The organism is Sinomonas cellulolyticus, assembly GCF_014656475.1.
In the GTDB taxonomy this organism is placed as follows: Bacteria; Actinomycetota; Actinomycetes; order Actinomycetales; family Micrococcaceae; genus Sinomonas; species Sinomonas cellulolyticus.
In genome coordinates this window covers 125,773-149,836 of sequence record NZ_BNCM01000003.1, presented here as the reverse complement: position 1 = coordinate 149,836, position 24,064 = coordinate 125,773, and the positions used below count along the sequence as shown (strand labels likewise).

22 protein-coding genes and 1 riboswitch are annotated in these 24,064 nt (G+C 70.7%); of the genes, 17 read left to right on the top strand and 5 right to left on the bottom strand.

Translation table 11 applies throughout. The features are described 5' to 3' along the window. Positions 1 to 9 precede the first annotated feature (9 nt). Positions 10 to 822, bottom strand: coding sequence for a spermidine synthase (locus IE231_RS04760; protein ID WP_189692801.1), 813 nt, complete (start codon positions 820 to 822; stop codon positions 10 to 12). Continuing rightward, positions 819 to 2,030, bottom strand: a complete 1,212-nt coding sequence (locus tag IE231_RS04755) for an aminotransferase class I/II-fold pyridoxal phosphate-dependent enzyme (RefSeq protein ID WP_189692800.1) — start codon at positions 2,028 to 2,030, stop codon at positions 819 to 821. Before IE231_RS04755 ends, IE231_RS04760 begins: the two co-directional genes overlap by 4 nt. A gap of 67 nt (positions 2,031 to 2,097) precedes the next feature. Between IE231_RS04755 and coaD the strand changes: the two genes are divergently transcribed. The 7 genes from coaD to ftsY all read left to right on the top strand — a co-directional run bounded on the left by coaD (position 2,098) and on the right by ftsY (position 10,195). Beyond that, the gene (coaD, locus tag IE231_RS04750; protein WP_189692799.1) at positions 2,098 to 2,580 is read left to right on the top strand and encodes a pantetheine-phosphate adenylyltransferase; all 483 of its coding nucleotides are present in this window, start codon (positions 2,098 to 2,100) and stop codon (positions 2,578 to 2,580) included. A 171-nt stretch (positions 2,581 to 2,751) separates the two neighbouring features. Continuing rightward, on the top strand, positions 2,752 to 3,282 hold the full coding sequence (locus tag IE231_RS04745; RefSeq protein WP_189692798.1) for a YceD family protein: 531 nt from the start codon (positions 2,752 to 2,754) through the stop codon (positions 3,280 to 3,282). Between the two features lie 30 nt (positions 3,283 to 3,312). Then, positions 3,313 to 3,516, top strand: a complete 204-nt coding sequence (rpmF, locus tag IE231_RS04740; protein WP_066498296.1) for a 50S ribosomal protein L32 — start codon at positions 3,313 to 3,315, stop codon at positions 3,514 to 3,516. A 17-nt stretch (positions 3,517 to 3,533) separates the two neighbouring features. Beyond that, positions 3,534 to 4,265 (top strand): ribonuclease III, encoded by a 732-nt coding sequence (gene rnc, locus IE231_RS04735; RefSeq protein ID WP_189692797.1) that lies wholly within the window; start codon positions 3,534 to 3,536, stop codon positions 4,263 to 4,265. 1 nt (position 4,266) lies between these two features. Beyond that, entirely contained in the window at positions 4,267 to 5,226 is a 960-nt protein-coding gene (mutM, locus tag IE231_RS04730) for a bifunctional DNA-formamidopyrimidine glycosylase/DNA-(apurinic or apyrimidinic site) lyase (RefSeq protein WP_189692796.1), read from the top strand. A gap of 60 nt (positions 5,227 to 5,286) precedes the next feature. Continuing rightward, complete coding sequence (gene smc / locus IE231_RS04725) at positions 5,287 to 8,913, top strand: chromosome segregation protein SMC (RefSeq protein ID WP_189692795.1); 3,627 nt, start codon at positions 5,287 to 5,289, stop codon at positions 8,911 to 8,913. 52 nt (positions 8,914 to 8,965) lie between these two features. Then, positions 8,966 to 10,195 carry a signal recognition particle-docking protein FtsY gene (gene ftsY / locus IE231_RS04720; RefSeq protein WP_189692794.1) on the top strand — a complete coding sequence of 410 codons (1,230 nt, stop codon included), beginning with the start codon at positions 8,966 to 8,968 and terminating at the stop codon, positions 10,193 to 10,195. A 48-nt stretch (positions 10,196 to 10,243) separates the two neighbouring features. Here ftsY and IE231_RS04715 read toward each other — a convergent pair whose 3' ends face one another. Beyond that, positions 10,244 to 11,476, bottom strand: coding sequence for an MFS transporter (locus IE231_RS04715; protein ID WP_189692793.1), 1,233 nt, complete (start codon positions 11,474 to 11,476; stop codon positions 10,244 to 10,246). Positions 11,477 to 11,637: 161 nt separating this feature from the next. Between IE231_RS04715 and IE231_RS04710 the strand changes: the two genes are divergently transcribed. The 4 genes from IE231_RS04710 (at position 11,638) to IE231_RS04695 (ending at position 15,332) form a co-directional block, all read left to right on the top strand. Next, entirely contained in the window at positions 11,638 to 13,029 is a 1,392-nt protein-coding gene (locus tag IE231_RS04710; RefSeq protein WP_189692792.1) for an ammonium transporter, read from the top strand. Next, positions 13,026 to 13,364: a P-II family nitrogen regulator gene (locus IE231_RS04705; protein ID WP_189692791.1), complete on the top strand. Its 339-nt coding sequence runs from the start codon at positions 13,026 to 13,028 to the stop codon at positions 13,362 to 13,364. The genes IE231_RS04710 and IE231_RS04705 overlap by 4 nt, the downstream gene beginning before the upstream one ends. Positions 13,365 to 13,572: 208 nt before the next feature. Next, a complete protein-coding gene (locus IE231_RS04700; RefSeq protein WP_189692790.1) occupies positions 13,573 to 14,997 on the top strand; it encodes an ammonium transporter in 1,425 nt (474 codons plus the stop codon). Continuing rightward, positions 14,994 to 15,332 (top strand): P-II family nitrogen regulator, encoded by a 339-nt coding sequence (locus tag IE231_RS04695; protein WP_189692789.1) that lies wholly within the window; start codon positions 14,994 to 14,996, stop codon positions 15,330 to 15,332. The genes IE231_RS04700 and IE231_RS04695 overlap by 4 nt, the downstream gene beginning before the upstream one ends. Positions 15,333 to 15,371: 39 nt before the next feature. Here the strand turns inward: IE231_RS04695 and IE231_RS04690 are convergent, their stop codons facing one another. Then, entirely contained in the window at positions 15,372 to 16,898 is a 1,527-nt protein-coding gene (locus tag IE231_RS04690; protein ID WP_189692788.1) for a glucose-6-phosphate dehydrogenase, read from the bottom strand. A gap of 141 nt (positions 16,899 to 17,039) precedes the next feature. Between IE231_RS04690 and ffh the strand changes: the two genes are divergently transcribed. Continuing rightward, entirely contained in the window at positions 17,040 to 18,620 is a 1,581-nt protein-coding gene (ffh, locus tag IE231_RS04685; protein WP_189692787.1) for a signal recognition particle protein, read from the top strand. A 116-nt stretch (positions 18,621 to 18,736) separates the two neighbouring features. Here the strand turns inward: ffh and thiC are convergent, their stop codons facing one another. Further along, on the bottom strand, positions 18,737 to 20,500 hold the full coding sequence (gene thiC, locus IE231_RS04680) for a phosphomethylpyrimidine synthase ThiC (protein ID WP_189692786.1): 1,764 nt from the start codon (positions 20,498 to 20,500) through the stop codon (positions 18,737 to 18,739). Beyond that, positions 20,499 to 20,606, bottom strand: a riboswitch (TPP riboswitch). Its footprint overlaps the gene before it by 2 nt. A gap of 31 nt (positions 20,607 to 20,637) precedes the next feature. Here thiC and IE231_RS04675 point away from each other — a divergent pair. The 5 genes from IE231_RS04675 to IE231_RS04655 all read left to right on the top strand — a co-directional run bounded on the left by IE231_RS04675 (position 20,638) and on the right by IE231_RS04655 (position 24,064). Next, on the top strand, positions 20,638 to 21,798 hold the full coding sequence (locus IE231_RS04675; RefSeq protein WP_189692785.1) for an amidohydrolase family protein: 1,161 nt from the start codon (positions 20,638 to 20,640) through the stop codon (positions 21,796 to 21,798). Next, complete coding sequence (locus tag IE231_RS04670) at positions 21,795 to 22,679, top strand: VOC family protein (protein ID WP_189692784.1); 885 nt, start codon at positions 21,795 to 21,797, stop codon at positions 22,677 to 22,679. Before IE231_RS04675 ends, IE231_RS04670 begins: the two co-directional genes overlap by 4 nt. A 94-nt stretch (positions 22,680 to 22,773) precedes the next feature. Then, entirely contained in the window at positions 22,774 to 23,235 is a 462-nt protein-coding gene (locus IE231_RS04665; protein ID WP_189692783.1) for a hypothetical protein, read from the top strand. Between the two features lie 162 nt (positions 23,236 to 23,397). Continuing rightward, positions 23,398 to 23,820: a 30S ribosomal protein S16 gene (gene rpsP / locus IE231_RS04660; RefSeq protein ID WP_189692782.1), complete on the top strand. Its 423-nt coding sequence runs from the start codon at positions 23,398 to 23,400 to the stop codon at positions 23,818 to 23,820. 1 nt (position 23,821) lies between these two features. Continuing rightward, positions 23,822 to 24,064 (top strand): RNA-binding protein, encoded by a 243-nt coding sequence (locus IE231_RS04655; protein WP_189692781.1) that lies wholly within the window; start codon positions 23,822 to 23,824, stop codon positions 24,062 to 24,064.

Sequence of the window (24,064 nt, the reverse complement as noted above, 5' to 3'; positions counted from 1 at the left end):
ACCGTCCCGTCAGCCGGCCAGCGCATCGAGATCCGTCCCCCTCGCCAGGAGGGTCGGGTGCGGCCCGGCCGCGGTCAGGGCCGCGGTCCACTCCTGCGGCCACGGCTGCTGCAGGCCGACAGCCACGATGTTGCCGGGGAACCGGCCCGTGAACATCTCGGGCTCGGCGAGGGCGGCGACCTCGGTGAAGACCGACCGCATCGCTGCCAGCTGCGAGCGCACGAGGCTCAAGGGAGGGTCGTCGCCGATGTTGACCAGAAGTGCTCCGCGGTCGGACAGGAGTCCGGCGGCCTCGGCGTAGAAGTCGCGGTGGGCGATGTGCTCCGGCGCGGCAGGCCCGGAGAAGATGTCGAGCACCACGGCGTCGAACGGTCCGCGGGCGGCCACCTCAGGCAGCGCCCAGCGCGCGTCCCCGAGATGCACCGACAGGTCCGTGCCGGGGGCCAGGGGAAGCCTCTCGAGGACGAAGTCCGCGAGCTCCCGCTCGAGCTCGACGGCGGCCTGCACCGAGCCGGGCCGCGTCGCCTCGATGTACCGCGCAAGGGTGAGCGCGCCCGCCCCGAGGTGCAGGGCGCGGATCGGCTCGCCAGGAGGCGCCACCATGTCCACGACGTTCGCGATGCGGCGCAGGTACGCGTAGAACACGTGGGTCGGGTCCCCGAGGTCGACATGCGACTGCTCGGCACCCCCGATGGCGAGGACGTAGGCGCCGTCGACATGCTCGTCCGGCGCGACGCCCGCATGTGCCCCGATGCCCCGCAGGTAGCGCGTGCCCCCGGGCCCTTGGCCGCCGGCCCCGGACGGCCGCCTGGAGCTGCTCACACGAGGTCCGAGAGCCGGGAGAGCCGTGCGGCCGCCTCGGCCAGGAGCGGCTCCTTCTTGCAGAACGCGAACCGGAGCAGCGAGCGCGTGCGGCGCGCGCCGTCGTCGTGGCAGAACACGGAGACCGGGATCGCCGCCACCCCGATGAGCTCTGGGAGCCTGCGCGCGAGGTCCAGCGCGTCGTCGAACCCCAGCGGAGCCGTGTCCGCGGTGATGAAGTACGTGCCTTCCGGGACGTACACCTCCAGGCCGGCGGACCGCAGGCCCTCGGCGAGGATGTCCCGTTTGGCGGCGAGGGCGCGGGCGATCCCGTGGAAGAACTCGTCCGGATAGCCGAGTCCGAGGGCCACGGCCTCCTGGAACGGCGTGCCCGAACTGTAGGTGAGGAACTGCTTGATCGTCCGCACCCTCGCCACGAGTTCCTCGGGGCCCGCGACCCAGCCGACCTTCCAGCCGGTGAAGGAAAAGGTCTTCCCCGCCGAGGAGACGGTGAGCGTGCGCTCCGCCGCTCTCGGAAGAGAAGCGACGGGCACATGGGGTGCGCCGAAGACGAGGTGCTCGTACACCTCATCGGTGACGATCACGGCGTCGTGCGCCTCGGCGAGCTCGACGATCCGGCCGAGCACCTGTGGACCGAACACCGCACCGGTCGGATTGTGCGGGTTGTTCACGATGACGAGCCGCGTCCTCGGGCCGAAGGCGGCCTCGAGCTCAGCCAGGTCGGGCTGGAAGTGCGGCGCGTGGAGTGGGACGGTCACGTGCTCGGCGCCGGCGAGGGCGATCATGGCCCCGTAGGAGTCGTAGAACGGCTCGAAGGTGAGGACTTCGTCGCCAGGACCGGCGAGGGCCAGGACGGCCGCCGCGATGCCTTCGGTCGCGCCGGTGGTGACGATGACCTCGCGCCAGGGGTCCACCGCGATCCCGTAGAAGCGCTCCTGGTGTGCGGCGACGGCTTCCCGCAGCCGCGGGATGCCCTGGCCGGGCGCGTACTGGTTGGCGCCCCCGAGGATCGCCGCACGGGCGGCCTCGGCCATCTCTGCCGGACCGTCCTCGTCCGGGAACCCCTGGCCCAGGTTGATGGCGCCGTGGCGCACCGCAAGGGCGGTCATCTCCTCGAAGATCGTCACGCCCAGGGTGCCGTCCGGGCCGAGGAGGTTGGCTCCGGCAGCCGTGCGCCGCCACGCCGAGTGCTGCTCTCGGGTACTCATCCGCCCATGCTAGCCGCGCCCGGCGTCGGGACCCGCCAGCCCTGAGGGCATGCAGTATGTTGGCCGTATGCGACGCGCGGTGTGCCCTGGCTCCTTCGATCCCATCCACAATGGGCACCTCGAGGTGATCGCGCGCGCCGCCAACCTCTTCGACGAGGTCATCGTTGCCGTCTCGACCAACTACGCGAAGAAGTACAGGTTCGGGCTCGAGGAGCGCCTCACCATGGCGCGGCGGACCCTCGGGGCGATCAGCGGGATCCTTGTCGAGCCGATGGGGGAAGGACTCCTCGCCGAGTACTGCCGCGAGCGCGGAGCCAGCGCGATCGTCAAGGGGCTCCGCTCCTCCTCGGACTTCGACTACGAGCTGCCCATGGCGATCATGAACCGGCAGCTCACGGGCGTCGAGACGGTGTTCCTCCCCGCGGAGGCCCACTACGTGCACTTGTCCTCGACCCTCATCAAGGAGGTCCACGACCTCGGCGGCGACGTGTCGGAGTACGTTCCGCGGTCGGTTCTCGTCCGGCTCGCCGAGACGCGCCCCGAGCGCTGAGGTCCCGGTCCGCACGCCGGCAAGGGCATAGAATGGACGGGCACAGCCAGCAGCACGCCGTCGGCCCGAGGCTGGGGCGCTCCGTTTTGGGGCTTGCCGCCACAGCGGCTACGATGGTGTGTCGGTCTATGTTCTACAGGAGTTCTCATTAAGCGCGAAGCACGTTCGCCTTTGATGTTCGACGTCAAGGACCTCGGGCGGAGCCCGGGGACTATGCGGACCCTTGAAGAGCATGTACCAGCACCGAGGGACCTCGGTGTGGCGCTGATCGGAGTCAGGGAAGGATCCCCCGTGGATCTGGACCTGAAGTTCGAGTCGGTGCACGAGGGGATCCTGGTCTCGGGGACAGCGCACGTCATGGTGACGGGCGAGTGTGGCCGGTGCCTGGATCCCATCGAGTACGGACTCGACACCGAGGTGCAAGAGCTTTTCTTCTTCGAGGGCATGGGCTTCTCGGATGGAGAAGACGATGAAGAGCAACGTCGAGTCGAGCACGATTCCATCGATCTTGAGCCGGTGTTGCGGGACGCAGTAGTACCCCTGCTGCCGTTCCAGCCGGTGTGCCGGGACGACTGCGAAGGCCTGTGCTCCGAATGCGGAGTGCGCCTCGCGGACGAGCCGGGGCACCACCATGAGGTCGTCGACCCCCGGTGGGCTGCCTTGGCAGATCTGGCAAAGCCAGACCGGCGTGACGATGAGTAAGTGTTGGCACTTTAGAGAAATGAGTTAGTCGTGGCTGTTCCCAAGCGGAAGATGTCTCGCTCGAATACCCGCGCCCGCCGCTCGCAGTGGAAGGCCTCGGTTCCGACCCTGGTCAAGACTGTCGAGAACGGCCGCGTGACCTACAGCCTGCCGCACCAGGCCAAGGTTGTCACCGACTCCGCCGGTACCGAGCTCTTCCTTGAGTACAAGGGCCGCAAGGTCGCCGACGTCTGATCCGGCAGTCCTCGCGCATGAATCCTCATGACGAGCTTCTGAAGCGTCTCGGCGTCGACATCGACGCCGAGACGCTTCGTCTTGCCCTGACACACCGCTCCTACGCCTACGAGAACGGCGGAATCCCGACCAACGAGCGCCTCGAGTTCCTCGGCGACTCGATCCTCGGCTTCTCCGTGACCGAGCTGCTCTACCGGGAGTACCCCGACCTGAGCGAGGGCGACCTCGCCAAGCGCCGTGCCGCCGTCGTCAGCACGAGGGCCCTGGCCTCGATTGCCCGCCGCCTCGGCGTGGGGGACTTCATCCTCCTCGGCCAGGGCGAGAAGGTGACCGGAGGGAAGAACAAGTCCTCGATCCTCGCGGACACCATGGAAGCGCTCATCGGTGCGTCCTTCCTCTCGGGCGGTCTCGAGGCGGCGCGGCAGTTCGTCGTCGGGCTCGTCTCGCCGCTCCTCGCGGACGCCGCGGTCCTCGGTGCCGGCACCGACTGGAAGACGCACATCCAGGAACTCGCTGCGGCGCGCCAGCTCGGCGCCATCCACTACGCCGTGGTGGGTGAGGGGCCGGACCACGCCCGGGTCTACACGGCCACGCTGCTCATCGGCGGCACCCCGTACGGCACTGGAACAGGCAACTCCAAGAAGGAAGCCGAGCAGCAGTCCGCCGCGAACGCGTGGAGGGTTCTCGTACCCGTTCCCGACGGCACGGGGCCGCAGACTGCCGGATCCGCCCCCCTGCAGCTCGGCTGAGATGCCCGAACTCCCCGAGGTCGAGGTGGTCCGCCGTGGGCTCGCCGCCTGGGTCGCCGGGCGCAGCATCGAGTCCGTGCGCGTCCTCGACCCCCGCTCCGTGCGCCGCCATCTCCTCGGCCCCCAGGACTTCGCTGGACAGCTCGAGGGAGCACTCGTCCTGGACGCCGTGCGGCGCGGCAAGTACCTGTGGATGCCCCTCGCGGGCCCGGACGACCAGCCCGCGTGCCCCGAGTACGTGCCGCACACCGCGCTCCTGGCGCACCTCGGCATGAGCGGCCAGCTCCTTGTCGAGGACGCGGGGCAGCCGGTGGAGAAGCACCTCAAGGTCCGGCTTTCCCTCAGCGAGGCTGACGGCATGCCCGGTGAACTCCGCTTCGTGGACCAGCGCATCTTCGGCGGCCTCGCGGTGGTGCCTCTTGTCCCGACGCACGACGGCGGCCCGGGCGGCCGCTCGGAATCCCCCCGCCCGCTCGTCCCCGCAGAGGTAGCGCACATTGCCCGCGATCCTCTGGATCCGCTGTTCGACGTGGACCAGTTCCACGCCCGGCTGCGGTCGCGGCGCACGGGGATCAAGCGCGCCCTGCTTGACCAGGGACTCGTCTCCGGGATCGGCAACATCTATGCGGACGAGGCCCTCTGGGGCGCGGGGCTCCACTACGCCCGGCCCACCGACACGCTGCGCCGGCCCGAGACGGCCCGCCTGGTCGGCGCCGTGCGGGACGTCATGGACCGAGCGCTCGAGGCGGGGGGCACAAGCTTCGACTCGCTGTATGTGAACGTCAACGGCGCCTCCGGCTACTTCTCCCGTTCCCTCGACGCCTACGGCCGTGCGGGCCAGCCGTGCCGCCGGTGCGCCGCGGAGGGCAGAGCGGGCGTCATCGTGCGGGAGCAGTTCATGAACCGGTCCTCGTACCGCTGCACCCGCTGCCAGCCCGTTCCGCGCAACGCCCGCTGGTAGCGCCGGTTCTGTCGGTGCCCGGTGGCACAATGAGCGACACGAGAGGAGGCCGGCGGACCCTTGCACCTTAAGACGCTGACGATCCGGGGCTTCAAGTCCTTCGCCTCGGCCACCACCTTCGAGTTCGAGCCGGGGGTGACGGCCGTCGTCGGCCCGAACGGCTCCGGCAAGTCCAACGTGGTGGACGCGCTCGCGTGGGTCATGGGCGAGCAGGGCGCCAAGACGCTGCGCGGCGGCAAGATGGAGGACGTCATCTTCGCCGGGACGGCCGGCCGCCCTCCGCTGGGGCGCGCGCACGTCTCCCTCACGATCGACAACGCGGACGGCGCGCTCCCCATCGAGTACGCGGAGGTGACGATATCCCGCACGCTCTTCCGTGCCGGGGGCTCCGAGTACGCCATCAACGGCAGCCCGTGCCGCCTCCTGGACATCCAGGAACTCCTGTCCGACTCGGGCCTGGGCCGCGAGATGCATGTGATCGTGGGCCAGGGCCAGCTCGACCGCGTCCTCCACGCCACCCCTGAGGACCGCCGCGGCTTCATCGAGGAGGCTGCGGGCATCCTCAAGCACCGGCGCCGCAAGGAGCGCACCGTCCGCAAGCTCGAGGCCATGCAGGCCAACCTGTCGCGCCTCGGAGACCTCACCGCGGAGCTGCGCCGGCAGCTGGGCCCCCTCGGCAGGCAGGCCCGGGTCGCGCGGCGCGCACAGACCATCCAGGCCGACGTCCGCGATGCGCGGGCACGGCTCCTCGCAGACGACCTGGTGACGCTCCGCACGGCGATGGAGCAGGAGGAAGCGGACCACGGCGCCCTGGACGCGCGCCGGAAGGCGGTGCAGGCCGAGCTCGACGCCGGCCAGCGCGACCAGGCCGAGGCCGAGCGCTCCGCCGCCGCGGCCACCCCCCGCGTGAACTCCGCCCGCGAGACGTGGTATCGGCTCTCGCAGGGCCGGGAGCGCCTCCGGGCCCTCGGCTCGCTCGCCGAGGAACGCCGGCGGCTCCTGGGGTCCTCGGAAGCACCGATGCGCGGCAGGGACCCCGAGGCGCTCCAGCGACAGGCCGACGACCTCAGGCTCGAGCTCGAGGCCACGGCCGACACCGTCGAGATGAGGGCCGAGGCCCTGGCCGAGGCCGAGGAGGCGCGGGTCGCGGCGGAGGGGGCGGCCACCGCCGAGGACCGCAGGCACACGGCGCTTTTGAGGGCGCAGGCGGACCGCCGCGAGGGCCTCGCGCGCCTGGCGGGCCAGGTTGCTGCGGTGCGGAGCCGCGTGGAGGCCGCCGAGGGTGAGATCGGGCGGCTGCGCGAGAATCTCGCGGGCGCCGCGGAGCGCCAGCGGGCGGCCGAGAGCGACTACACCGCCCTCGAGAACCAGATCGCCGGCGTCGAGGCGGGCGAGGAAGACCTCGACACCGCGTATGAGGAGGCTGCCGCGCAGCTCGCCGAGGCCGAGGCAGAGCGTGAGGCGCTGCTCGAGCGCCGGCGCAGGGCTGCCGCGGCGAAGCAGGCGCAGGAGGCCCGGATCGAGGCACTGCAGGCTGGCTTCAAGGACCGCGACGCCACCGGAACGGTCGCGGCCTCGGCGCGTGGCGTCCTGGGCAGGGTGTCCGATCTCGTGCGGGTGGAGCCCGGCTTCGAGGCCGCTGCCGCCGCCGTGCTCGGCCCGTTCGCCGAGGGCCTTGCCATGGACGGGCCGGATGCGGCGCGGGACGCGCTCGAGTCGCTCCGGACGGAGGAGGGCGGCCAAGCTGCCCTGCTCCACCCCGTCTCTGGCGCGGACCCTGCGCCCGCGCCAGCAGGTCCCCACCAGGCCGGCGCTATTGCTGGGCCCGAGCGCAACGCGCTCCCTGAGGGGGCGTCCTGGCTCGTCGAGGCCGTCACCCCCGACCCGCGTGTCCGGGGGGCGCTCGCGCACCTGCTGCGGCAGGCCGTCGTCGTGCGCACGCTCGCCGAGGCGGCGGCGCTCACCGCCGAGCACCCCGAGCTCGTGGCGGTGACGTACGACGGCGATCTGGTCACCGCGGCGGGCATGCGCGGCGGATCGTCGTCGGCCCCCTCGACGATCGAGCTTCAGGGGCTGCTCGAGGCCGCGCGCGAGGCGCTGGCGGCCGCTCAGGCAGAGTATGAGCGCTGCGGGTTCGCGCTCTCCGGTGCCCAGGAGCGGGAGCGGGAGGCCCGCGAGCGCGCGGACGCCGCCCTGTCCGCCCTCAACGACTCGGACGCGCGGTTCGCCGCCGTCGCCGAGAAGCTCGCCGCCCTCGGCACCCAGCTGCGCGGCACCGCAGCCGAGGAGGAGAGGCAGCGGGCCGCCCTCGCGGCCGCGCAGGCCCAGTTGGACGTGGAGCAGGTCGCGCTCGAGGCGGCGGTCGAGCGGCTCGAGCTGGCCGAGGACTCGCAGGACGCGCAGGAGCCGGATTCGGGCGACCGCGACCGCCTCCAGACTGAAGCCGCGGCCTCCCGCGCGCGGGAGCTCGAGGCCCGCCTGGCACTGAGGGCCGCAGAGGAGCAGCACCGGTCGCTTCAGGCCCGCGTCCAGTCCCTCGAGCGTGCCGCCGAGTCCGAGCGAAGGGCGGCCGAGGAGGCGAGGCGGCGCGCGGAGCGCCGCGCACGGGAGGCGGCTCAAGCCGGGTCCGTGGCCGAGGCCGCGCGGAGGGGGCTGTCCCGCATGGACCGCGCTGTGGACGAGGCGGCCGGGACCCGGGACGAGGCCGAGGCGGCGCGTGCCGAGCTGGATGCACGGCTCGCCTCGCTGCGCGCCCGCAATGCCGAGCTCACCCGTGAACTCGCTGGCCTCAACGATGCAGCCCATCGCGACGAGCTCGCGAGGGCGGAGCAGCGGCTCCGCCTCGAGGCCCTCGCGGAGCGTGCCGTGGACGAGCTCGGCCTCGGCGCCGAGGAGCTCATCCGCGACTTCGGGCCCCACCGCTCCGTCCCCGTCCCCCAGGAGGACGGCGGGGACAAGTGGGCAGCCCTGCGCGTCGAGGTCGACGGCGAAGGCGAGCCCGTAGAGGCCGGTGTGCCGTTCGTGCGGGCCGAGCAGGAGAAGCGGCTGAAGAAGGCGGAGCGGGATCTCGCCGCGCTCGGCAAGGTCAACCCGCTCGCGCTCGAGGAGTTCGCGGCCCTCGAGGAACGGCACCGCTTCCTCGCGACCCAGCTCGACGACCTCCAGAAGAGCCGCAAGGACCTCCTGCAGATCATCGCCGAGGTGGACGAGCGTGTGCAGCGGGTCTTCGCGGAGGCGTTCGCGGACACGTCGGTGCAGTTCGAGAGGGTGTTCGGTCGCCTCTTCCCGGGAGGGGAGGGGCGGCTCGTGCTCACGGACCCCGACGACCTCCTCTCAACCGGCATCGAGGTCGAGGCCAGGCCCGCCGGGAAGAAGATCAAGCGGCTCTCCCTGCTCTCCGGAGGGGAGCGCTCCTTGACCGCCGTGGCCCTGCTCGTGGCGATCTTCAAGGCGCGCCCCTCGCCCTTCTACGTCATGGACGAGGTGGAAGCCGCGCTCGACGACACGAACCTGGGCCGCCTCATCACGATCTTCGAGGAACTGCGCGAGTCGAGCCAGCTGATCGTGATCACGCACCAGAAGCGCACCATGGAGGTCGCGGACGCGCTCTACGGGGTCTCGATGCGCGGCGACGGCGTCTCGACGGTGATCAGCCAGAAGCTCGATCGGGTCGCGGCCGACGCCTGAGCCGCGCCCGAGGCCCGGGGGTGCCCGGCGGGGCTATGAGAAGCTAGGAACCGTGACAGACCTATCCGCCCTGCTGCCCATCATCATCGTCGTCATCGTGGTCCTGATCGTCGCCGGGAGCGTCATCGGCCTCGTCAGCGGCCGCCGGAAGAAGATCGACTACACCGGTCCCCGCGACGCCAACGACCCGGTCATCACCCCCGGCCAGCCGAGCGTCCTCGACGCCGACCACGCCGCGCCCGGAGGCGTGGGCACCCTGCCGGCCCCGGCCGAGCCCGAGGGGGAGGTGCCGGCCGGCCAGGACACTGCCGACGTGCTCGACGAGGCCGTCACCGAGACGGTCCCCACCGAGACCCCCGCGCCGGTGGCGGGGCGCCTCCAGCGCCTGCGCGAACGGCTGGTCAAGAGCAACACCCTCTTCGGCAGGGGGCTCCTGGCCCTGTTGTCGAGCGACAGCATCGACGAGAACGTGTGGGACGAGGTTGAGGAGACCCTCCTGCTCGCGGACATCGGCACCGACGCGAGCCTGGCGCTCGTGGACACGCTCCGCGACCGGGTCAAGGTCATGGGCACGCGGAGCCCCGAGCAGGTCAAGGCCATGCTCCGCGAGGAGCTGGTGAGGCTGGTCGACCCGACCATGGACCGCTCGCTCAAGGTCTCCCGTGTTGACGGCAAGCCCGCGGTCGTGCTCGTGGTGGGCGTCAACGGCGTGGGAAAGACCACAACCGTGGGCAAGCTCGCCCGCGTCCTCGTGGCCGAGGACAAGGACGTGATCCTCGGGGCGGCGGACACCTTCCGTGCCGCCGCAGCCCAGCAGCTCGCGACGTGGGGCGCCCGGGTGGGCGTGCCCACCGTGAAGTCGGACGTCGACGGCGCTGACCCCGCCTCGGTGGCCTTCGAGGCCGTCAAGGCGGGCATCGAGCAGGAGTCCGACGTTGTCATGGTCGACACGGCGGGCCGCCTGCAGAACAAGGTGGGCCTCATGGACGAGCTCGGCAAGGTCAAGCGCGTCATCGAGAAGCAGGCCGAGGTGGACGAGGTCCTCCTCGTCCTGGACGCGACGACGGGCCAGAACGGCCTCACGCAGGCCAAGGTCTTCGGCGAGGTCGTGGACATCACGGGCATCGTGCTGACCAAGCTCGACGGCACTGCGAAGGGCGGCATCGTCGTGGCGATCCAGAAGCAGCTGGGCGTGCCGGTCAAGCTCGTGGGCCTGGGCGAGGGCCCGGACGACCTCGCCCCGTTCGATGCCGAGGCATTCGTCGACGCGATCCTCGCCTGACGTCGACCCGGACCCGCCGCGCCGGACGCGCGGCATCGGGACACACCGTCATTCCTCCCGGACGGCAGCGTGCCCCGGCGCGGCGTCCGTGTCGGGACGGAGCCGGTGGCGCCGGCCAGCCCACAGTGGCACCGCCGCGAGGAGGGATGCCCCGGACACGGCGAACGCCCACCCATAGCCGACCCTGTCTGCGAGGGCCCCGGCGACGAGCGGGCCCAGGATGCTGCCCACGTCCGAGGCCATCTGGAACACCGCGAGGGGCCGGCCGCCGCTGCGGTCCGAGCCGATGGTGTCCGCCACCGTGGCCTGGAGGGACGGGCCGAGGAAGCCGGCCCCGAAGCCGGCGGCAACTGAGAGCGCGAAGAACACCGGCTCCGAACCGCTCACCCCGAGGAAGGCGGTGGGAACGGCCGTCCACACGAGACCGACCAGGGCGACGGGCCGCCGGCCGAAGCGGTCGGACAGCCGGCCGGTGAAGGTGAGGGCGGCGGCCGTCCCGGCGGCGTAGAGGGCGAGCGCGATCCCAGCGGCCTGGGGGCCCGCACCGAGCGCGGCTGAGGCGAAGAGCGGTACGAGCGCCATCCGGATGCCGAAGGCCGCCCAGCCGTTGGCGAAGTTCGAGCCCACGGCCGCCCGGTACGGCGCCTCGCGCAGCGCCTCGGAGAGCTGTAGCGCGGGGCGGCCGCCCGACGTCGTGCGCCGGTGCGGCATGCTGCCGCGCCCCAGCAGCGCCTGGACCACGGCAGCCGCCACGACGAGCGCGGCCGCGTAGACGAGGAACGGCACCCGCAGGCCGAAGACGGCGAGGAGGCCGCCGAGCACGGGACCCGCGATGCTGCCCATGAGGAACGACGCCGCGTACAGCCCGCTCACGCGGCCGCGCGCCTCGGGCGGGGCGAGGCGCACGATCAGGCCCGAGGCCGAGATGGTGAACATGGTGGAGCCGATGCCGCCGAGCCCGCGCACCGCCAGGAGGGTCCAATAGTCCGGCGCGAAGGCGCAGGCCGCGCTCGAGGCGGCCACGAGCAGCAGGCCTGTGACGTACACGGGCCGTTCGCCGAGGCGGTCCACGAGGGAGCCTGCGGCCGGGGCGAGGAGGAGCCTGGACAGGGCGAACGCGCTGACGATCACCGAGGCCGCAGTCGCGCCCACCCCGAAGCTCGTCGCCAGCTGCGGCAGCACGGGAGCGACGAGGCCGAAGCCCACCGCGATGACGAAGGCCGCGGCGACCAGCACCCAGACGTCGCGGGGCACAGGGGTGCGCGGGGTGGTGCGGGGCATGGACCAACCCTAGCGAAACAGCCGCGAAACACCCCCGTGATCCAGCCTTAACGCGCAGGAGCGAGTTGTAACGGCGGTGCAATGTGGCCCGCGATCCGGCGAAACACCGGGGGAGGAATCTAGTGGCGAAAGGTCCCTCCACCGCTCGAAAGGCAGATGCCATGACCCCCACCCTCAGCGCGGGAGACACCGCCTGGGTGCTCGCCTCCGCAGCGCTCGTGCTGCTCATGACACCCGGGCTCGCGTTCTTCTACGGCGGTATGACGCGCGCAAAGAGCGTGCTGAACATGATGATGATGAGCTTCGGTGCGATTGCCCTCGTGGGCGTGCTCTGGGTCCTCGTCGGCTACTCGATGTCCTTCGGCACCGACGCGGCCGCCGGCCTTGTCGGGAACCTGGACAAGATCGCCCTCCACGGGGTCCTCTCCACTGGGGACGACATGCCGCTGGCCGGCACCATCCCAGAGCTCGCGTTCGTGGGCTTCCAGGGAGTGTTCGCGATCATCACCGTTGCACTCATCTCGGGATCGATCGCGGACCGTGCCAAGTTCGGCGCTTGGATGGTGTTCGCCTTCTTCTTCTCCATCCTTGTGTACTTCCCCGTGGCCCACTGGGTCTTCGACGCAAACAAGGACGCCAACGGCACCTTCATCGGCGGCTGGCTCAACGGCCTCGGCGTGATCGACTTCGCTGGCGGCACCGCGGTTCACATCAACGCCGGCGCGGCCGGCCTGGCGCTCGCCCTGATCCTGGGCAAGCGCCGTGGTTTCGGCAAGGATCCCAGCCACCGTCCCCACAACCTCCCCTTCGTGATGCTCGGCGCGGGCCTGCTGTGGTTCGGCTGGTTCGGCTTCAACGCCGGCTCCGCCCTCGGCGCCAACGGCGTCGCGGCCTTCGCCTGGATCAACACCCTCGTCGCCCCCTGCGCCGCGGTGCTCGGATGGCTCATCGTGGAGAAGCTGCGCGATGGCCACGCGACGTCCCTCGGCGCGGCCTCGGGTGCCGTTGCCGGCCTCGTGGCCATCACCCCCGCGTGTGCCGCGATCTCCCCGCTGTGGGCCATCATGCTCGGCCTCCTCGCCGGGGCGGTCTGCGCCCTCGCCGTCGGCCTGAAGTACCGCTTCGGGTACGACGACTCGCTCGATGTGGTCGGCGTCCACCTCGTCGGCGGCATCGTCGGAACGCTCTTCATCGGCCTCGCGGCGGGGCCCGGCGCGCCGTCCAAGGGCCAGGGCCTGTTCTACGGCGGCGGCTTCGAGCTCCTCGGCAAGCAGGCGCTCGGCGCGGGCTCGGTGCTGGTCTACTCCTTCGTCATCTCGCTGGTGATCGGCTGGATCATCTCCAAGACCATGGGCTTCCGGGTCTCGACCGAGGCCGAGGAGGCCGGCGTCGACATCGCGCTCCATGCGGAGACCGCCTACTCGAGCACATCGGGCGGTTCGGGCTTCCACCCGCTGGGCGCCAAGGCCGAGGCCGACGTCGCCGCATTCAACGCTGACGACCTCCTCGCGGCACCGCTGGAGAAGAACACCGAGAAGAAGGTCAAGGCATGAAGCTCATCACCGCGATCGTCCGCCCGGAGAAGCTCGATGCCATCCGCGAGGGCCTCGAGGCCTACGGCGTCCAGGGCCTCACCGTGAGCGCCGCGAGCGGCTACGGCCGACAGCGCGGGTACACCGAGGTCTACCGCGGCGCCGAGTACAGCGTCGACCTGCTGCCCAAGCTGCGGATCGAGGTGCTCGCCACCGACGAGCAGGCAGACGACATCCTCGACGTCATCATCACCACCTCCAACACCGGCCGCGCCGGGGACGGCAAGGTCTGGACGGTCGACGTCCACGAGGCCATCCGGGTGAGGACGGGGGAGCGGGGGGCCGCGGCGGTATAGCGGCCTCACGGCCAGTGCAGCGGACGACGGCGGCCCCACCCGCCGTCGTCCGCTCTCCGCGCGAAACACGGCGTTAACGCGCCGGTGACGCGCCTTAAACGCTGGGGAGAGTTCTGTAACAGGGCCGCAACACGCGCGGCGCGACGCCGAAACACCGGAACGGGATTCTTGAGGGGAACCGCGACACCGTCCCCGAAAGGCCTCACCCATGAACACTGGCGACACCGCCTGGGTCCTCGTCTCGGCTGCGCTCGTCCTCCTCATGTCACCCGGCCTCGCCATCTTCTACGGGGGCATGACACGCGTGAAGTCGATGCTGAACATGATGATGATGAGCTTCGGGGCCCTCGCGCTCGTCGGCATCCTGTGGGTGCTGTTCGGCTACTCGATGGCCTTCGGCACTGACGCCGGGGACGGTCTCATGGGCAACCCGTTCGAGGACTTCGGGCTGCACAACCTCCTCGCGACGGGGTCCGACATGCCCCTCGTGGGCACGATCCCGGAGATCGTGTTCGTCGGCTTCCAAGGCGTCTTCGCGACCGTGACGGTGGCCCTCGTCTCCGGCGCGATCGCGGACCGCGCCAAGTTCGGTTCCTGGATGGTCTTCGCCGGGGCGTTCGCGGTGCTCGTCTACTTCCCCGTCGCCCACTGGGTGTTCGATTCCAAGAAGGACGCGCACGGGGTGTTCATCGGGGGCTGGCTGAACCACCTCGGCCTCATCGACTTCGCCGGCGGCACGGCGGTCGAGGTCCTCGCCGGCGCCGCGGGCCTGGCCCTCGCACTGGTCCTGGGCAAGCGGATCGGGTTCGGCAAGGATCCCGACCACCGTCCGCACAACCTCCCCCTCGTGATGCTGGGTGCCGGCCTGCTGTGGTTCGGCTGGTTCGGCTTCAACGCCGGCTCCGCGCTCGGCGCGAACGGCACGGCCGGCATCGCCTGGATCAACACGCTCATCGCGCCCTGCGCGGCGATCCTGTCCTGGCTCCTGGTCGAGAAGGTCCGTGACGGGCACGCCACCTCGTTCGGCGCAGCCTCGGGCGCCGTCGCCGGCCTCGTGGCCATCACGCCGTCGTGCGCTTCGATCGACCCGGTCGCCGCGATCGTCCTGGGCCTCCTGGCTGGCGCGATCTGCGCTCTCGCCGTGGGCCTGAAGTACCGCTTCGGCTTCGACGACTCCCTCGACGTGGTCGGTGTCCACCTCGTGGGCGGCGTCGTGGGCACCCTGTTCATCGGGCTCGCCGCGGATCCCGCGGCTCCGGTGCCGGGCCGCGGACTGCTCTTCGGCGGTGGATTCACCCTGCTGGGCGTCCAGGCGCTCGGCGTCGTCGCGGTGCTGGGCTACTCGTTCGCCATCGCACTCGGCCTCGGGCTCGCCATCAAGGCCGTCATGGGCTTCCGCGTCGCACAGGACGTCGAGGAGACCGGCGTGGACCTCGTCATCCACGCCGAGACCGCCTATGCCGCACTCGCCATGCCGTCCTCCGGAGGCGCCGGGTTCCATCCCCTCGGCGTCAAGCACACTGTGGAGGCGCTGCTCGAGCAGCACCTCGACCGTCTGGGCCAGCCCTCCCACTCCGGCCACGCCGGGGAGGTGCGAGCGAACGCGGTCTCCGCGGGTACTGTGGGCAGGTGAAGCTCATCACCGCGATCGTGCGCCCCGAACGGCTCGATGACATCCGTGAACGCCTCGAGGCCGAAGGCGTCCAAGGCCTCACGGTGAGCGCCGCGAGCGGCTACGGCCGCCAGCGCGGATACGTGCAGGTCTACCGGGGGGCCGAATACAGCGTGGACCTCATCCCCAAGATCCGCATCGAGGTCCTGACCACGGACGAGCAGGCGGACGAGATCCTCGACTCGATCGTGATCGCCGCCTCCACCGGCACCCAAGGGGACGGGAAGGTGTGGATCATGGACGTGCAGGACGCCGTCCGGGTCCGCACCGGGGAGCGCGGCGCCGCGGCCATCTGAGCCAGCGGCTAGAGCCGCAGCGGCTCGAGCCCGCAATCCTCAGCCGTTCCCGGCCGCGCCTCCGCGCCGGTCACCTTCGCCCTCGGTCGTGCCCTCGGCCTCGCCCTCGGTCGTGCCCTCGGCCTCGGCCGAGGTCGGCCAATCAGAGGGGCCCAGGCTGCCCGCCGCGTAGGTCTCCATCGGAACCCCGTCCGCGGCCCACGCGTCCAGGACTGGCTGGACAATGCGCCAGCAGCTCTCGGCCGTATCGCCGCGGACGGAGAGCAGGGGATCGCCGTTGAGCACGCCGTCGAGCACCTCCCCGTAGGGCAGCAGGTCGGTCTCCGCGAGATCGGCATCGAGGGTGACCCGATTGAGGCTCAGCACGTCGCCGGGGCCGTTCACGTCGACGTCCAGCTGGAGGATGTCCGGGCCGAACCCGATGCGGAGCTGGTTCGGCTCGTCCACGCCGCTGAAGCCGATGGGCAGGTGCGGGACCGGCTTGAAGGTGATGACGGCTTCCTTGCGCCTGGCCCCGAGGGCCTTGCCCGACCGGAGGATGAACGGCACGCCGGCCCAGCGCCAGCTCTGGAGCGTGACCGTGATCTCGGCGAGGGTCTCGGTGCCGCGGGACGGGTCCACTCCGGGCTCTGCGGTGTAGTCCGGCACCTCCCGACCGGCAATGCTGCCGGCTGTGTAGCGCGCGCGCCGTGTGGACGAGGTGAACGGCTCCTCCACCAGCGCCGAGCGCAGCACGGTGCTGATCCGGTCGCGGAGGTCGCGCTCATCCAGGTGTGCCGGGGCGTCCATGGCCAGGATGGCGAGGATCTCGAGGAGGTGGCTCTGGATCATGTCACGCAGGGCCCCCGCCCTGTCGTAGTAGCGGGCGCGGCCCTCGAGCGCGAGGTCCTCGTCGAAGATGATCTCCACCTTCTGGATGTGGTCCCGGTTCCACACGGGCTCGAGGAAATTGTTGGCAAAGCGCAGGCCCAGGATGTTCAGGACCGTACCCTTGCCGAGGAAGTGGTCCACCCGGTGGATCTGGCTCTCGGGGACCAGCTGCCGCAGCGTGTCGTTGAGCTGCGCCGCTGAGGCCTCGGAGGAGCCGAACGGCTTCTCCAGGACCAGGCGCGTCCCCGGAGGGAGGTCCGAGGCCTTCAGAAGGCTGCACGCCTTCTGGCTGACGGCCGGAGGGAGCGCGAAGTAGACGGCCACCGGCGCGGGAAGCTGAGCGAGCACGTCGGCCAGAGCCCCGGGGGCGGTGACGTCCACCTGCTCGTAAATCGACTCGCGGCGGATGCGCTCCAGTTCCCGGCGGCCCACGTCCGTCGCGTGCTCGAGCGCCTCTTCGGTGGCGTCGTGGACGCGCTCGCTCCACTGCTCGGGCGTCCACGGATCCGAGCCTGCCCCCACCACGGTCAGGCCGGCGTGCCGGCCCGACGCCAGCAGCCGAGCGAGGCCGGGGAACAGGAGCCGGCCCGTGAGGTCACCGGAGGCGCCGAGGATGAGGAGGCTCCTGACAGCGTCCGCTGAGCGCTCCGGAGAGGTCTGGGCGGCCTGCGCTGTATCCGTTGTGTGCGTCGTCACGACCCCAGCATGCCACCCCCCAGCCGGTTGGTAACCTTAAGGATGGCCGTGGCCCGTCTCTCGGCGGGTCGGCCGCCGCTGCCGGTCCACGCGGACTGGAAGGCGGCCTCATCGAACCTCGACTGAAAGCGACTGGGGCACGTGTTCAACTCCCTCTCGGACCGTCTGACTGCGACGTTCAAGAATCTCCGCGGCAAGGGCCGCCTGAGCGAGGCGGATGTCGACGCCACCGTCCGTGAGATCCGGCGTGCGCTCCTCGACGCCGATGTGGCGGTGCCGGTGGTCCGCGACTTCGCGGCACGGATCCGCGAGCGCGCACTCGGCGCGGAGGTCTCCGGTGCGCTGAATCCGAGCCAGCAGGTCGTCAAGATCGTCAACGAGGAGCTCCAGGCGATCCTCGGCGGCGAGACCCGGCGCCTTCGGCTGGCCAAGAACCCGCCCACGGTGATCATGCTCGCGGGCCTCCAGGGTGCGGGCAAGACGACCCTGGCCGGCAAGCTCGGCAAGTGGCTCAAGGGCCAGGGGCATTCCCCGATCCTCGTGGCTGCCGACCTCCAGCGCCCCAATGCGGTCACCCAGCTTCAAGTGGTCGGCCAGCGCGCCGGCGTGGCCGTGTTCGCCCCGCATCCCGGCATCCAGTCCGAGTTCGAGGCACCCACCGGCGACCCGGTCGCCGTCGCCCGCGACGGCGTGGCCGAGGCCCGCGCGAAGCTCCACGACATCGTGATCGTCGACACGGCCGGCCGCCTCGGCGTGGACGCCGAGCTGATGCGGCAGGCCGCCGACATCCGGGCCGCGGTCAACCCGGACGAGGTCCTGTTCGTCATCGACGCGATGATCGGCCAGGACGCGGTCAACACCGCCAAGGCCTTCGAGGAGGGCGTGGACTTCACCGGCGTCGTGCTCTCGAAGCTCGACGGCGACGCGCGCGGCGGCGCGGCACTCTCCGTCGCGTCCGTCACGGGACGCCCGGTCATGTTCGCCTCCACGGGCGAGGGCCTCGACGACTTCGAGCTGTTCCACCCCGACCGCATGGCCTCGCGCATCCTGGACATGGGCGACGTCCTGACGCTCATCGAGCAGGCCGAGAAGAACTGGGACAAGGACGAAGCCGCCCGGATGGCGAAGAAGTTCGCCGACCAGGAGGACTTCACCCTCGAGGACTTCCTCTCCCAGATGCAGCAGATCCGCAAGATGGGCTCGATGAAGAAGATGCTCATGATGATGCCGGGAGCCCAGAACTTCCGGCAGCAGCTCGAGCAGTTCGACGAGCGCGAGATCGACCGCGTCGAGGCCATCGTCCGGTCCATGACCCCGCACGAGCGCGTCGCACCGAAGATCATCAACGGCTCGCGCCGTGCCCGCATCGCGAAGGGCTCGGGCGTGCACGTCTCCGAGGTCAACGGCCTCCTCGAGCGGTTCGGCCAGGCCCAGAAGATGATGCGCAAGATGGCGCAGGGCGGCGGGATCCCGGGGATGCCCGGCATGCCCGGGATGGGCGGCTCGAAGAAGGGCCCGGCCAAGGGCAAGAAGAAGGCGAAGTCGGGCAACCCGGCCAAGGCGGCGCAGCAGCAGCGCGAGGCCGAGGCGCGGCGGGCCGCCGGGGCGTCGAAGGCGCTCGACGCCGCGCAGGGCTCCTCCTTCGGCGGGGCGCAGGCCAAGGACTTCGACCCGTCCTCGCTCAACCTGCCCAAGGGCTTCGAGAAGTACCTCGGCAGGTAGCGCCTCTGAGCGCACGACGGCGGAAGGGGCACCTCCGAAAGCGGAGGTGCCCCTTCCGCCGTCGCCTGCCCGCACCCCGCCGCTGCATCCTGGCCGCGGGCGCGGAGGGATCCGGCCTACGGCGCCGACGGCTCCGGCGAACCGACCGAGATGGTCTCCGGCAGGTAGACCTTCCCGCCCGACGCGATGAACTCCTCGGACTTGGAGGCCATTCCAGCGATCGCCTCCTGCGCCTCCTTGGACCCGAACTCGTTCCGGATGTCCTGGGAGATGCGCATCGAGCAGAACTTCGGCCCGCACATCGAACAGAAGTGCGCGGTCTTGGCCGGCTCCGCGGGGAGCGTCTCGTCGTGGAATGCCTCCGCGGTGGCGGGGTCGAGGGAGAGCGAGAACTGGTCGCGCCAGCGGAACTCGAAGCGGGCCCTCGAGAGGGCGTCGTCGCGCTCGTGCGCTCCCGGATGGCCCTTGGCGAGGTCGGCGGCGTGGGCGGCGATCTTGTACGTGATCACGCCCGTCTTCACGTCGTCCTTGTCGGGAAGCCCCAGGTGCTCCTTGGGCGTGACGTAGCACAGCATCGCCGTGCCGTACCGGGCGATCTCGGTGGCGCCGATGGCCGAGGTGATGTGGTCGTATCCGGGCGCGACGTCGGTCACGAGGGGGCCGAGCGTGTAGAAGGGCGCGCCGTCGCATAGCTCCTGCTGCCGCTCGACGTTCTCCCGGACTAGGTGGAACGGGATGTGGCCCGGCCCCTCGACCATCACCTGCACGTCGTACTGCCAGGCACGCTTGGTCAGCTCGGCGAGCGTGTCGAGTTCGGCGAACTGCGCGGCGTCGTTCGCATCCGCGGTCGAGCCCGGGCGCAGCCCGTCGCCGAGGGAGAACGCGACGTCGTACTGCGCGAAGATCTCGCACAGTTCGTCGAAGTGCGTGTACAGGAAGTTCTCCTGGTGGTGTGCGAGGCACCAGCCGGCCATGATCGAGCCGCCGCGCGAGACGATGCCCGTGACGCGGTCCGCCGTGAGCGGGACGTAGCGCAGGAGCACGCCGGCGTGGATGGTCATATAGTCGACGCCCTGCTCGCACTGCTCGATCACGGTGTCCCGGAAGACGTCCCATGTGAGCTTGGCCGCGTCGCCGTTGACCTTCTCGAGGGCCTGGTAGATCGGCACGGTGCCGATCGGCACGGGGGAGTTGCGCACGATCCACTCGCGGGTGGTGTGGATGTCGTCGCCGGTGGAGAGGTCCATGACCGTGTCTGCGCCCCACTTGGTGGCCCACTGGAGCTTGTCGACCTCCTCGGTGATGGAGGAGGTCACGGCCGAGTTGCCGATGTTCGCGTTGATCTTCACGAGGAAGGCCTTGCCGATGATCATCGGCTCAGACTCGGGATGGTTGATGTTGCTCGGGATGATGGCCCGTCCCGCCGCGACTTCGGACCGGACCAGCTCGACGTCGCAGTTCTCCCGGAGCGCCACGAAGCGCATCTCAGGGGTGACGAGGCCGTGGCGCGCGTAGTGCATCTGCGTCACGCGCTGGCCGCGCTTGGCCCGGAGCGGGACGGGCTTGGCGCCCTTCCACTCCTCGGACGCCGCGCCGCGGCGCACGGCCGAGCGGCCGTCGTCGAGGAGGTTCCTCTCGCGGCCGTCGTAGGCCTCGGTGTCGCCGCGCTCGGCGATCCAGGCAGCCCTGAACGGCGGCAGTCCCACCACGGGATCGCTGCCGGGTCCGGAGGTCCGGTACACGCGCAGCGGCCTGTTCGCCTCTCCGCTGGGCGAGTCGTCGAGCGCGATCTCCGTGACGGGAACCCGGATTCCGTGCTCCTCGTCGGTAACGAATGCGAGCGAGTGGGCGGGGTGCTGTTCCATTTCAGATGTGCTCATGTGCTGAGCCCTCACTTCCTACGCCGGCATGACCCGGACAGGTTCGACGGTCGCAGGCCGCGTCAGCCTGATCTCAGCCCTTGCGAGGGCACCCGTGTGGACGCGTTGGACCCTAGCACGATCTATAGGCTGGACGCGTGCAGAGCGTCCTCCATCTGACCGGTCCCGTGCTGCTCGGTCCCTTTCAGGAGTGCGCCGAGGCGTGGATCGTCGACGGCCGGATCACGTATACCCAACCGCCGGGTCCGGCCGTGCAGCTCGCGGGCTGGGTCCTCCCGGGCCTGGTCGACGCGCACTGCCACATCGGGCTCGTGGCCGGCGGTGCGCCGGACCGCGACGCGGCCCTCGCCCACGCGCGCGCCGAGGCCGCCGCGGGTGTGCTGCTCGTTCGCGACTGCGGCAGCCCCACCGACACGCGCTTCCTCCGGACGCACGACGCCGTTCCGCGCCTCGTGCGCGCCGGGCGGCACCTCGCGAGGTCCCGCCGCTACCTGCGCGGCCTCGCGCTCGAGGTCGATCCCGAGGGCCTCGTCGACGCGGTACGCGCCGAGGCGCGTGCGGGGGACGGCTGGGTCAAGATCGTCGCGGACTGGATCGACCGGGACGCCGGCGATCTGGCACCCGCGTTCCCGCCCGCCGTCGTGCGCGAGGCCGTTGCCGCCGCGCATGGGGAAGGTGCGCGTGTCACGGCGCACACGTTCGCCGAGGAGACGATCGACCACCTCCTCGACGCCGGCATCGACTGCCTCGAGCACGCGACCGGCCTCCAGGTACGCCACATCCCACGTCTCGCGGAGTCGCGGATCCCGATCGTCCCGACGCTCGTGAACATCGCTACCTTCCCCGGCATCGCGGACCGCGGCGAGGCAAAGTTCCCGCGCTACGCGGCGCACATGCGCGCGCTGTGGGAGGGCAGGCATGAGCGGATCGCCGCGGCGCACGCCGCCGGGGTCCCGATCTACGCGGGCACGGACGCCGGCACCGTGATCGCCCACGGACGGATCGCCGACGAGGTCGCCGAGCTCGCGCGCGCGATCGGGGTGCCGGCCGCACTCGATGCCGCCGCGTGGGCTGCCCGTGACTGGCTGGGAGCCGCGGGGATCGCCGAAGGCGACCCGGCCGACGTCGTGCTCTACGCCGAGGATCCCCGGCGCGAGGCGGCGACGCTCGCCTCGCCGCTCCACGTGCTGCGCGACGGCGTGCGGATCGCAGGGGAGGGAAGGAATAAAGGGGCTTGCTTGAAGCTTCAAGTAAACGTACACTTGATGCCAGACCCCAGCAGTAGGAGAACACGATGACTTCCCCCGCCGTCCACACCCAAGACCTCCTTCCCGCCGACCTCAGCATGGGCACCGTCATGCTCAAGGTCGGCGACATGAAGCTCATGCTCGACTACTACCAGCGTGCGCTCGGCCTCGTTCCGATCAGCGAATCGCTCGGTGGTGTCTACCTCGGCCGTCGAGGCGTGCCGGTCATCCACCTCAGCCCCGCCGCTGGCCTCCAGATCCCCGGCCGGGGCGAGGCGGGCCTGTTCCACACCGCGATCCTCTTCGACAACCGTGCAGACCTGGCCGCGACTGTCGCCACGGCCGCGCAGTACGATCCCCGGCTGTTCGCCGGCAGTGCCGACCACCTCGTCTCCGAGGCGTTCTACTTCACCGACCCGGAGGGCAACGGCGTCGAGCTCTACTTCGACAAGCCCCGTGACACGTGGCAGTGGAACGGGGGCCAGGTCGTCATGGACAGCCTTCCCCTTCCGCCCCAGGCCTTCCTCAACCAGAACCTCACGGAGGCCTCGCTCGGCGGCCAGCAGGAGTCGTCGGCCGGAGTCGGCCACGTCCACCTCCAGGTCGGCGACATCGAGACGGCGCAGAAGTTCTACGTCGACACCCTCGGGTTCGAACGGACGGCGGGCTGGCACGGCCAGGCGCTCTTCGTCTCCGCCGGTGGCTACCACCACCACATGGCCATGAATGTGTGGAACTCCCGCGGCGCCGGACCCCGCAAGGACACCCTCGGCCTCGGCGAGGTCCTGATCGGTGTTCCCGGACAGGACGACATCCTGGCCGCGGCCGACCGTCTCAAGGCCGCAGGGATCACCACTGCGCACACGGGCGCGGAACTCCGCTTCGAGGACCCGTGGCGCAACCGCCTCCGCATGGCCGTCGTGGAAGCCTGAGTCCTGCTGCGCTACGCTCATCGTGTCCGCGCATGCGCGGCACGATGAGCCGCTGATCAGGGCGAGCCGCCCAGAGCCCGTAGAGGGGGAAGAAGTGTCCGCTCCCAGTCCCTTCGCCGAGATCTTCGTCGCCACCCATCCCGAGGCGATCAGCCGCGCCGCGGAACTGGACGGGGGCGCCGCCGCCGCCGAGGACAACGGCGGGCTCCGCATCCCCGGCGTCTCCGACTATGAGATAGAGCAGCTCGGAACGCTCGTCGGCGCCGCAGTGCACGCGGCGGGAGCCGACTACGAGCTGACCATGGTCGACGTCGGCTCCGACAGCCTTCTCGCTGTCCCCACCACCATGGTCCGTGCCCTGGCGGAGCTCCTCGCCTACGAGTCGGAGGAGGGCGAGGCGGACGCGGTCGAGCGCGTCGCTGCCGCCTGGGTCGACCAGGAAGACCTCCCGTTCGACGCCCAGGAGGCCTACGGGTACGTCGAACAGCTCGCCAAGCTGGCCGCCGACGTCGACGATTCCGACAAGCAGGAGCTCTACGTCTGGGCAGGCTCCTGACCAGCCCGCCATCTGTGGCACAATAGTCAGGTACTCGATGTGCCCGGCCCCCTCTCTCCGTGCCCATTGCGTCCATCTGAGCCCTGGCAAAGTACGGCCCGCCCCACGGGAGCGGAAAAGTCCGGGCTCGCCTCATGTTCAGATACAGGAGTGACCACAACAGTGGCCGTTAAGATTCGTCTCAAGCGCTTCGGCAAGATGCGCGCCCCGTACTACCGCATCGTCGTCGCCGACTCGCGCACCAAGCGCGATGGCCGTGCGATCGAGGAGATCGGCAAGTACCACCCCACCGAGGAGCCCTCGTTCATCGAGGTCAACTCGGAGCGTGCCCAGTACTGGCTCGGTGTCGGCGCCCAGCCGACCGAGCAGGTTGCGGCGATCCTCAAGATCACGGGTGACTGGCAGAAGTTCAAGGGCCTTCCGGGCACCGAGGGCACGCTGAGGACCCCGAAGGGCAAGGAGGCCTTCGTGGCCCCCGAGAAGGGTTCCGTGATCCTTCCCGAGGCGCCGAAGTCCGCCAAGGAAGAGGCTCCGGCCGAGACCCCTGCTGGAGCTGACGCTCCCGCCGAGGCTGAGGCTGAGTAGATTGCTCGCCGAGGCACTCGAGCACCTTGTCCGCGGCATCGTGGACAACCCGGATGATGTAGCGGTCCAGGCGAAGTCCACCCGCCGCGGCGACATCCTCGAAGTGCGCGTCCACCAAGACGACCTGGGCCGTGTCATCGGCCGCCAGGGACGCACCGCCCGCGCGCTGCGCACGGTGGTCGCTGCCCTCGCGGACGGCGAGCAGGTCCGTGTCGACGTCGTGGACACCGACCGCCGCCGGTAG

What these genes read in the sequence shown, in the direction of transcription:
- IE231_RS04755 (WP_189692800.1), bottom strand. Translation starts at nt 2,030, where the DNA reads ATGAGTACCCGAGAGCAGCACTCGGCGTGGCGGCGCACGGCTGCCGGA.
- coaD (WP_189692799.1), top strand. Translation starts at nt 2,098, where the DNA reads ATGCGACGCGCGGTGTGCCCTGGCTCCTTCGATCCCATCCACAATGGG.
- rnc (WP_189692797.1), top strand. Translation starts at nt 3,534, where the DNA reads ATGAATCCTCATGACGAGCTTCTGAAGCGTCTCGGCGTCGACATCGAC.
- mutM (WP_189692796.1), top strand. Translation starts at nt 4,267, where the DNA reads ATGCCCGAACTCCCCGAGGTCGAGGTGGTCCGCCGTGGGCTCGCCGCC.
- IE231_RS04715 (WP_189692793.1), bottom strand. Translation starts at nt 11,476, where the DNA reads ATGCCCCGCACCACCCCGCGCACCCCTGTGCCCCGCGACGTCTGGGTG.
- IE231_RS04710 (WP_189692792.1), top strand. Translation starts at nt 11,638, where the DNA reads ATGACCCCCACCCTCAGCGCGGGAGACACCGCCTGGGTGCTCGCCTCC.
- IE231_RS04705 (WP_189692791.1), top strand. Translation starts at nt 13,026, where the DNA reads ATGAAGCTCATCACCGCGATCGTCCGCCCGGAGAAGCTCGATGCCATC.
- IE231_RS04700 (WP_189692790.1), top strand. Translation starts at nt 13,573, where the DNA reads ATGAACACTGGCGACACCGCCTGGGTCCTCGTCTCGGCTGCGCTCGTC.
- thiC (WP_189692786.1), bottom strand. Translation starts at nt 20,500, where the DNA reads ATGAGCACATCTGAAATGGAACAGCACCCCGCCCACTCGCTCGCATTC.
- IE231_RS04670 (WP_189692784.1), top strand. Translation starts at nt 21,795, where the DNA reads ATGACTTCCCCCGCCGTCCACACCCAAGACCTCCTTCCCGCCGACCTC.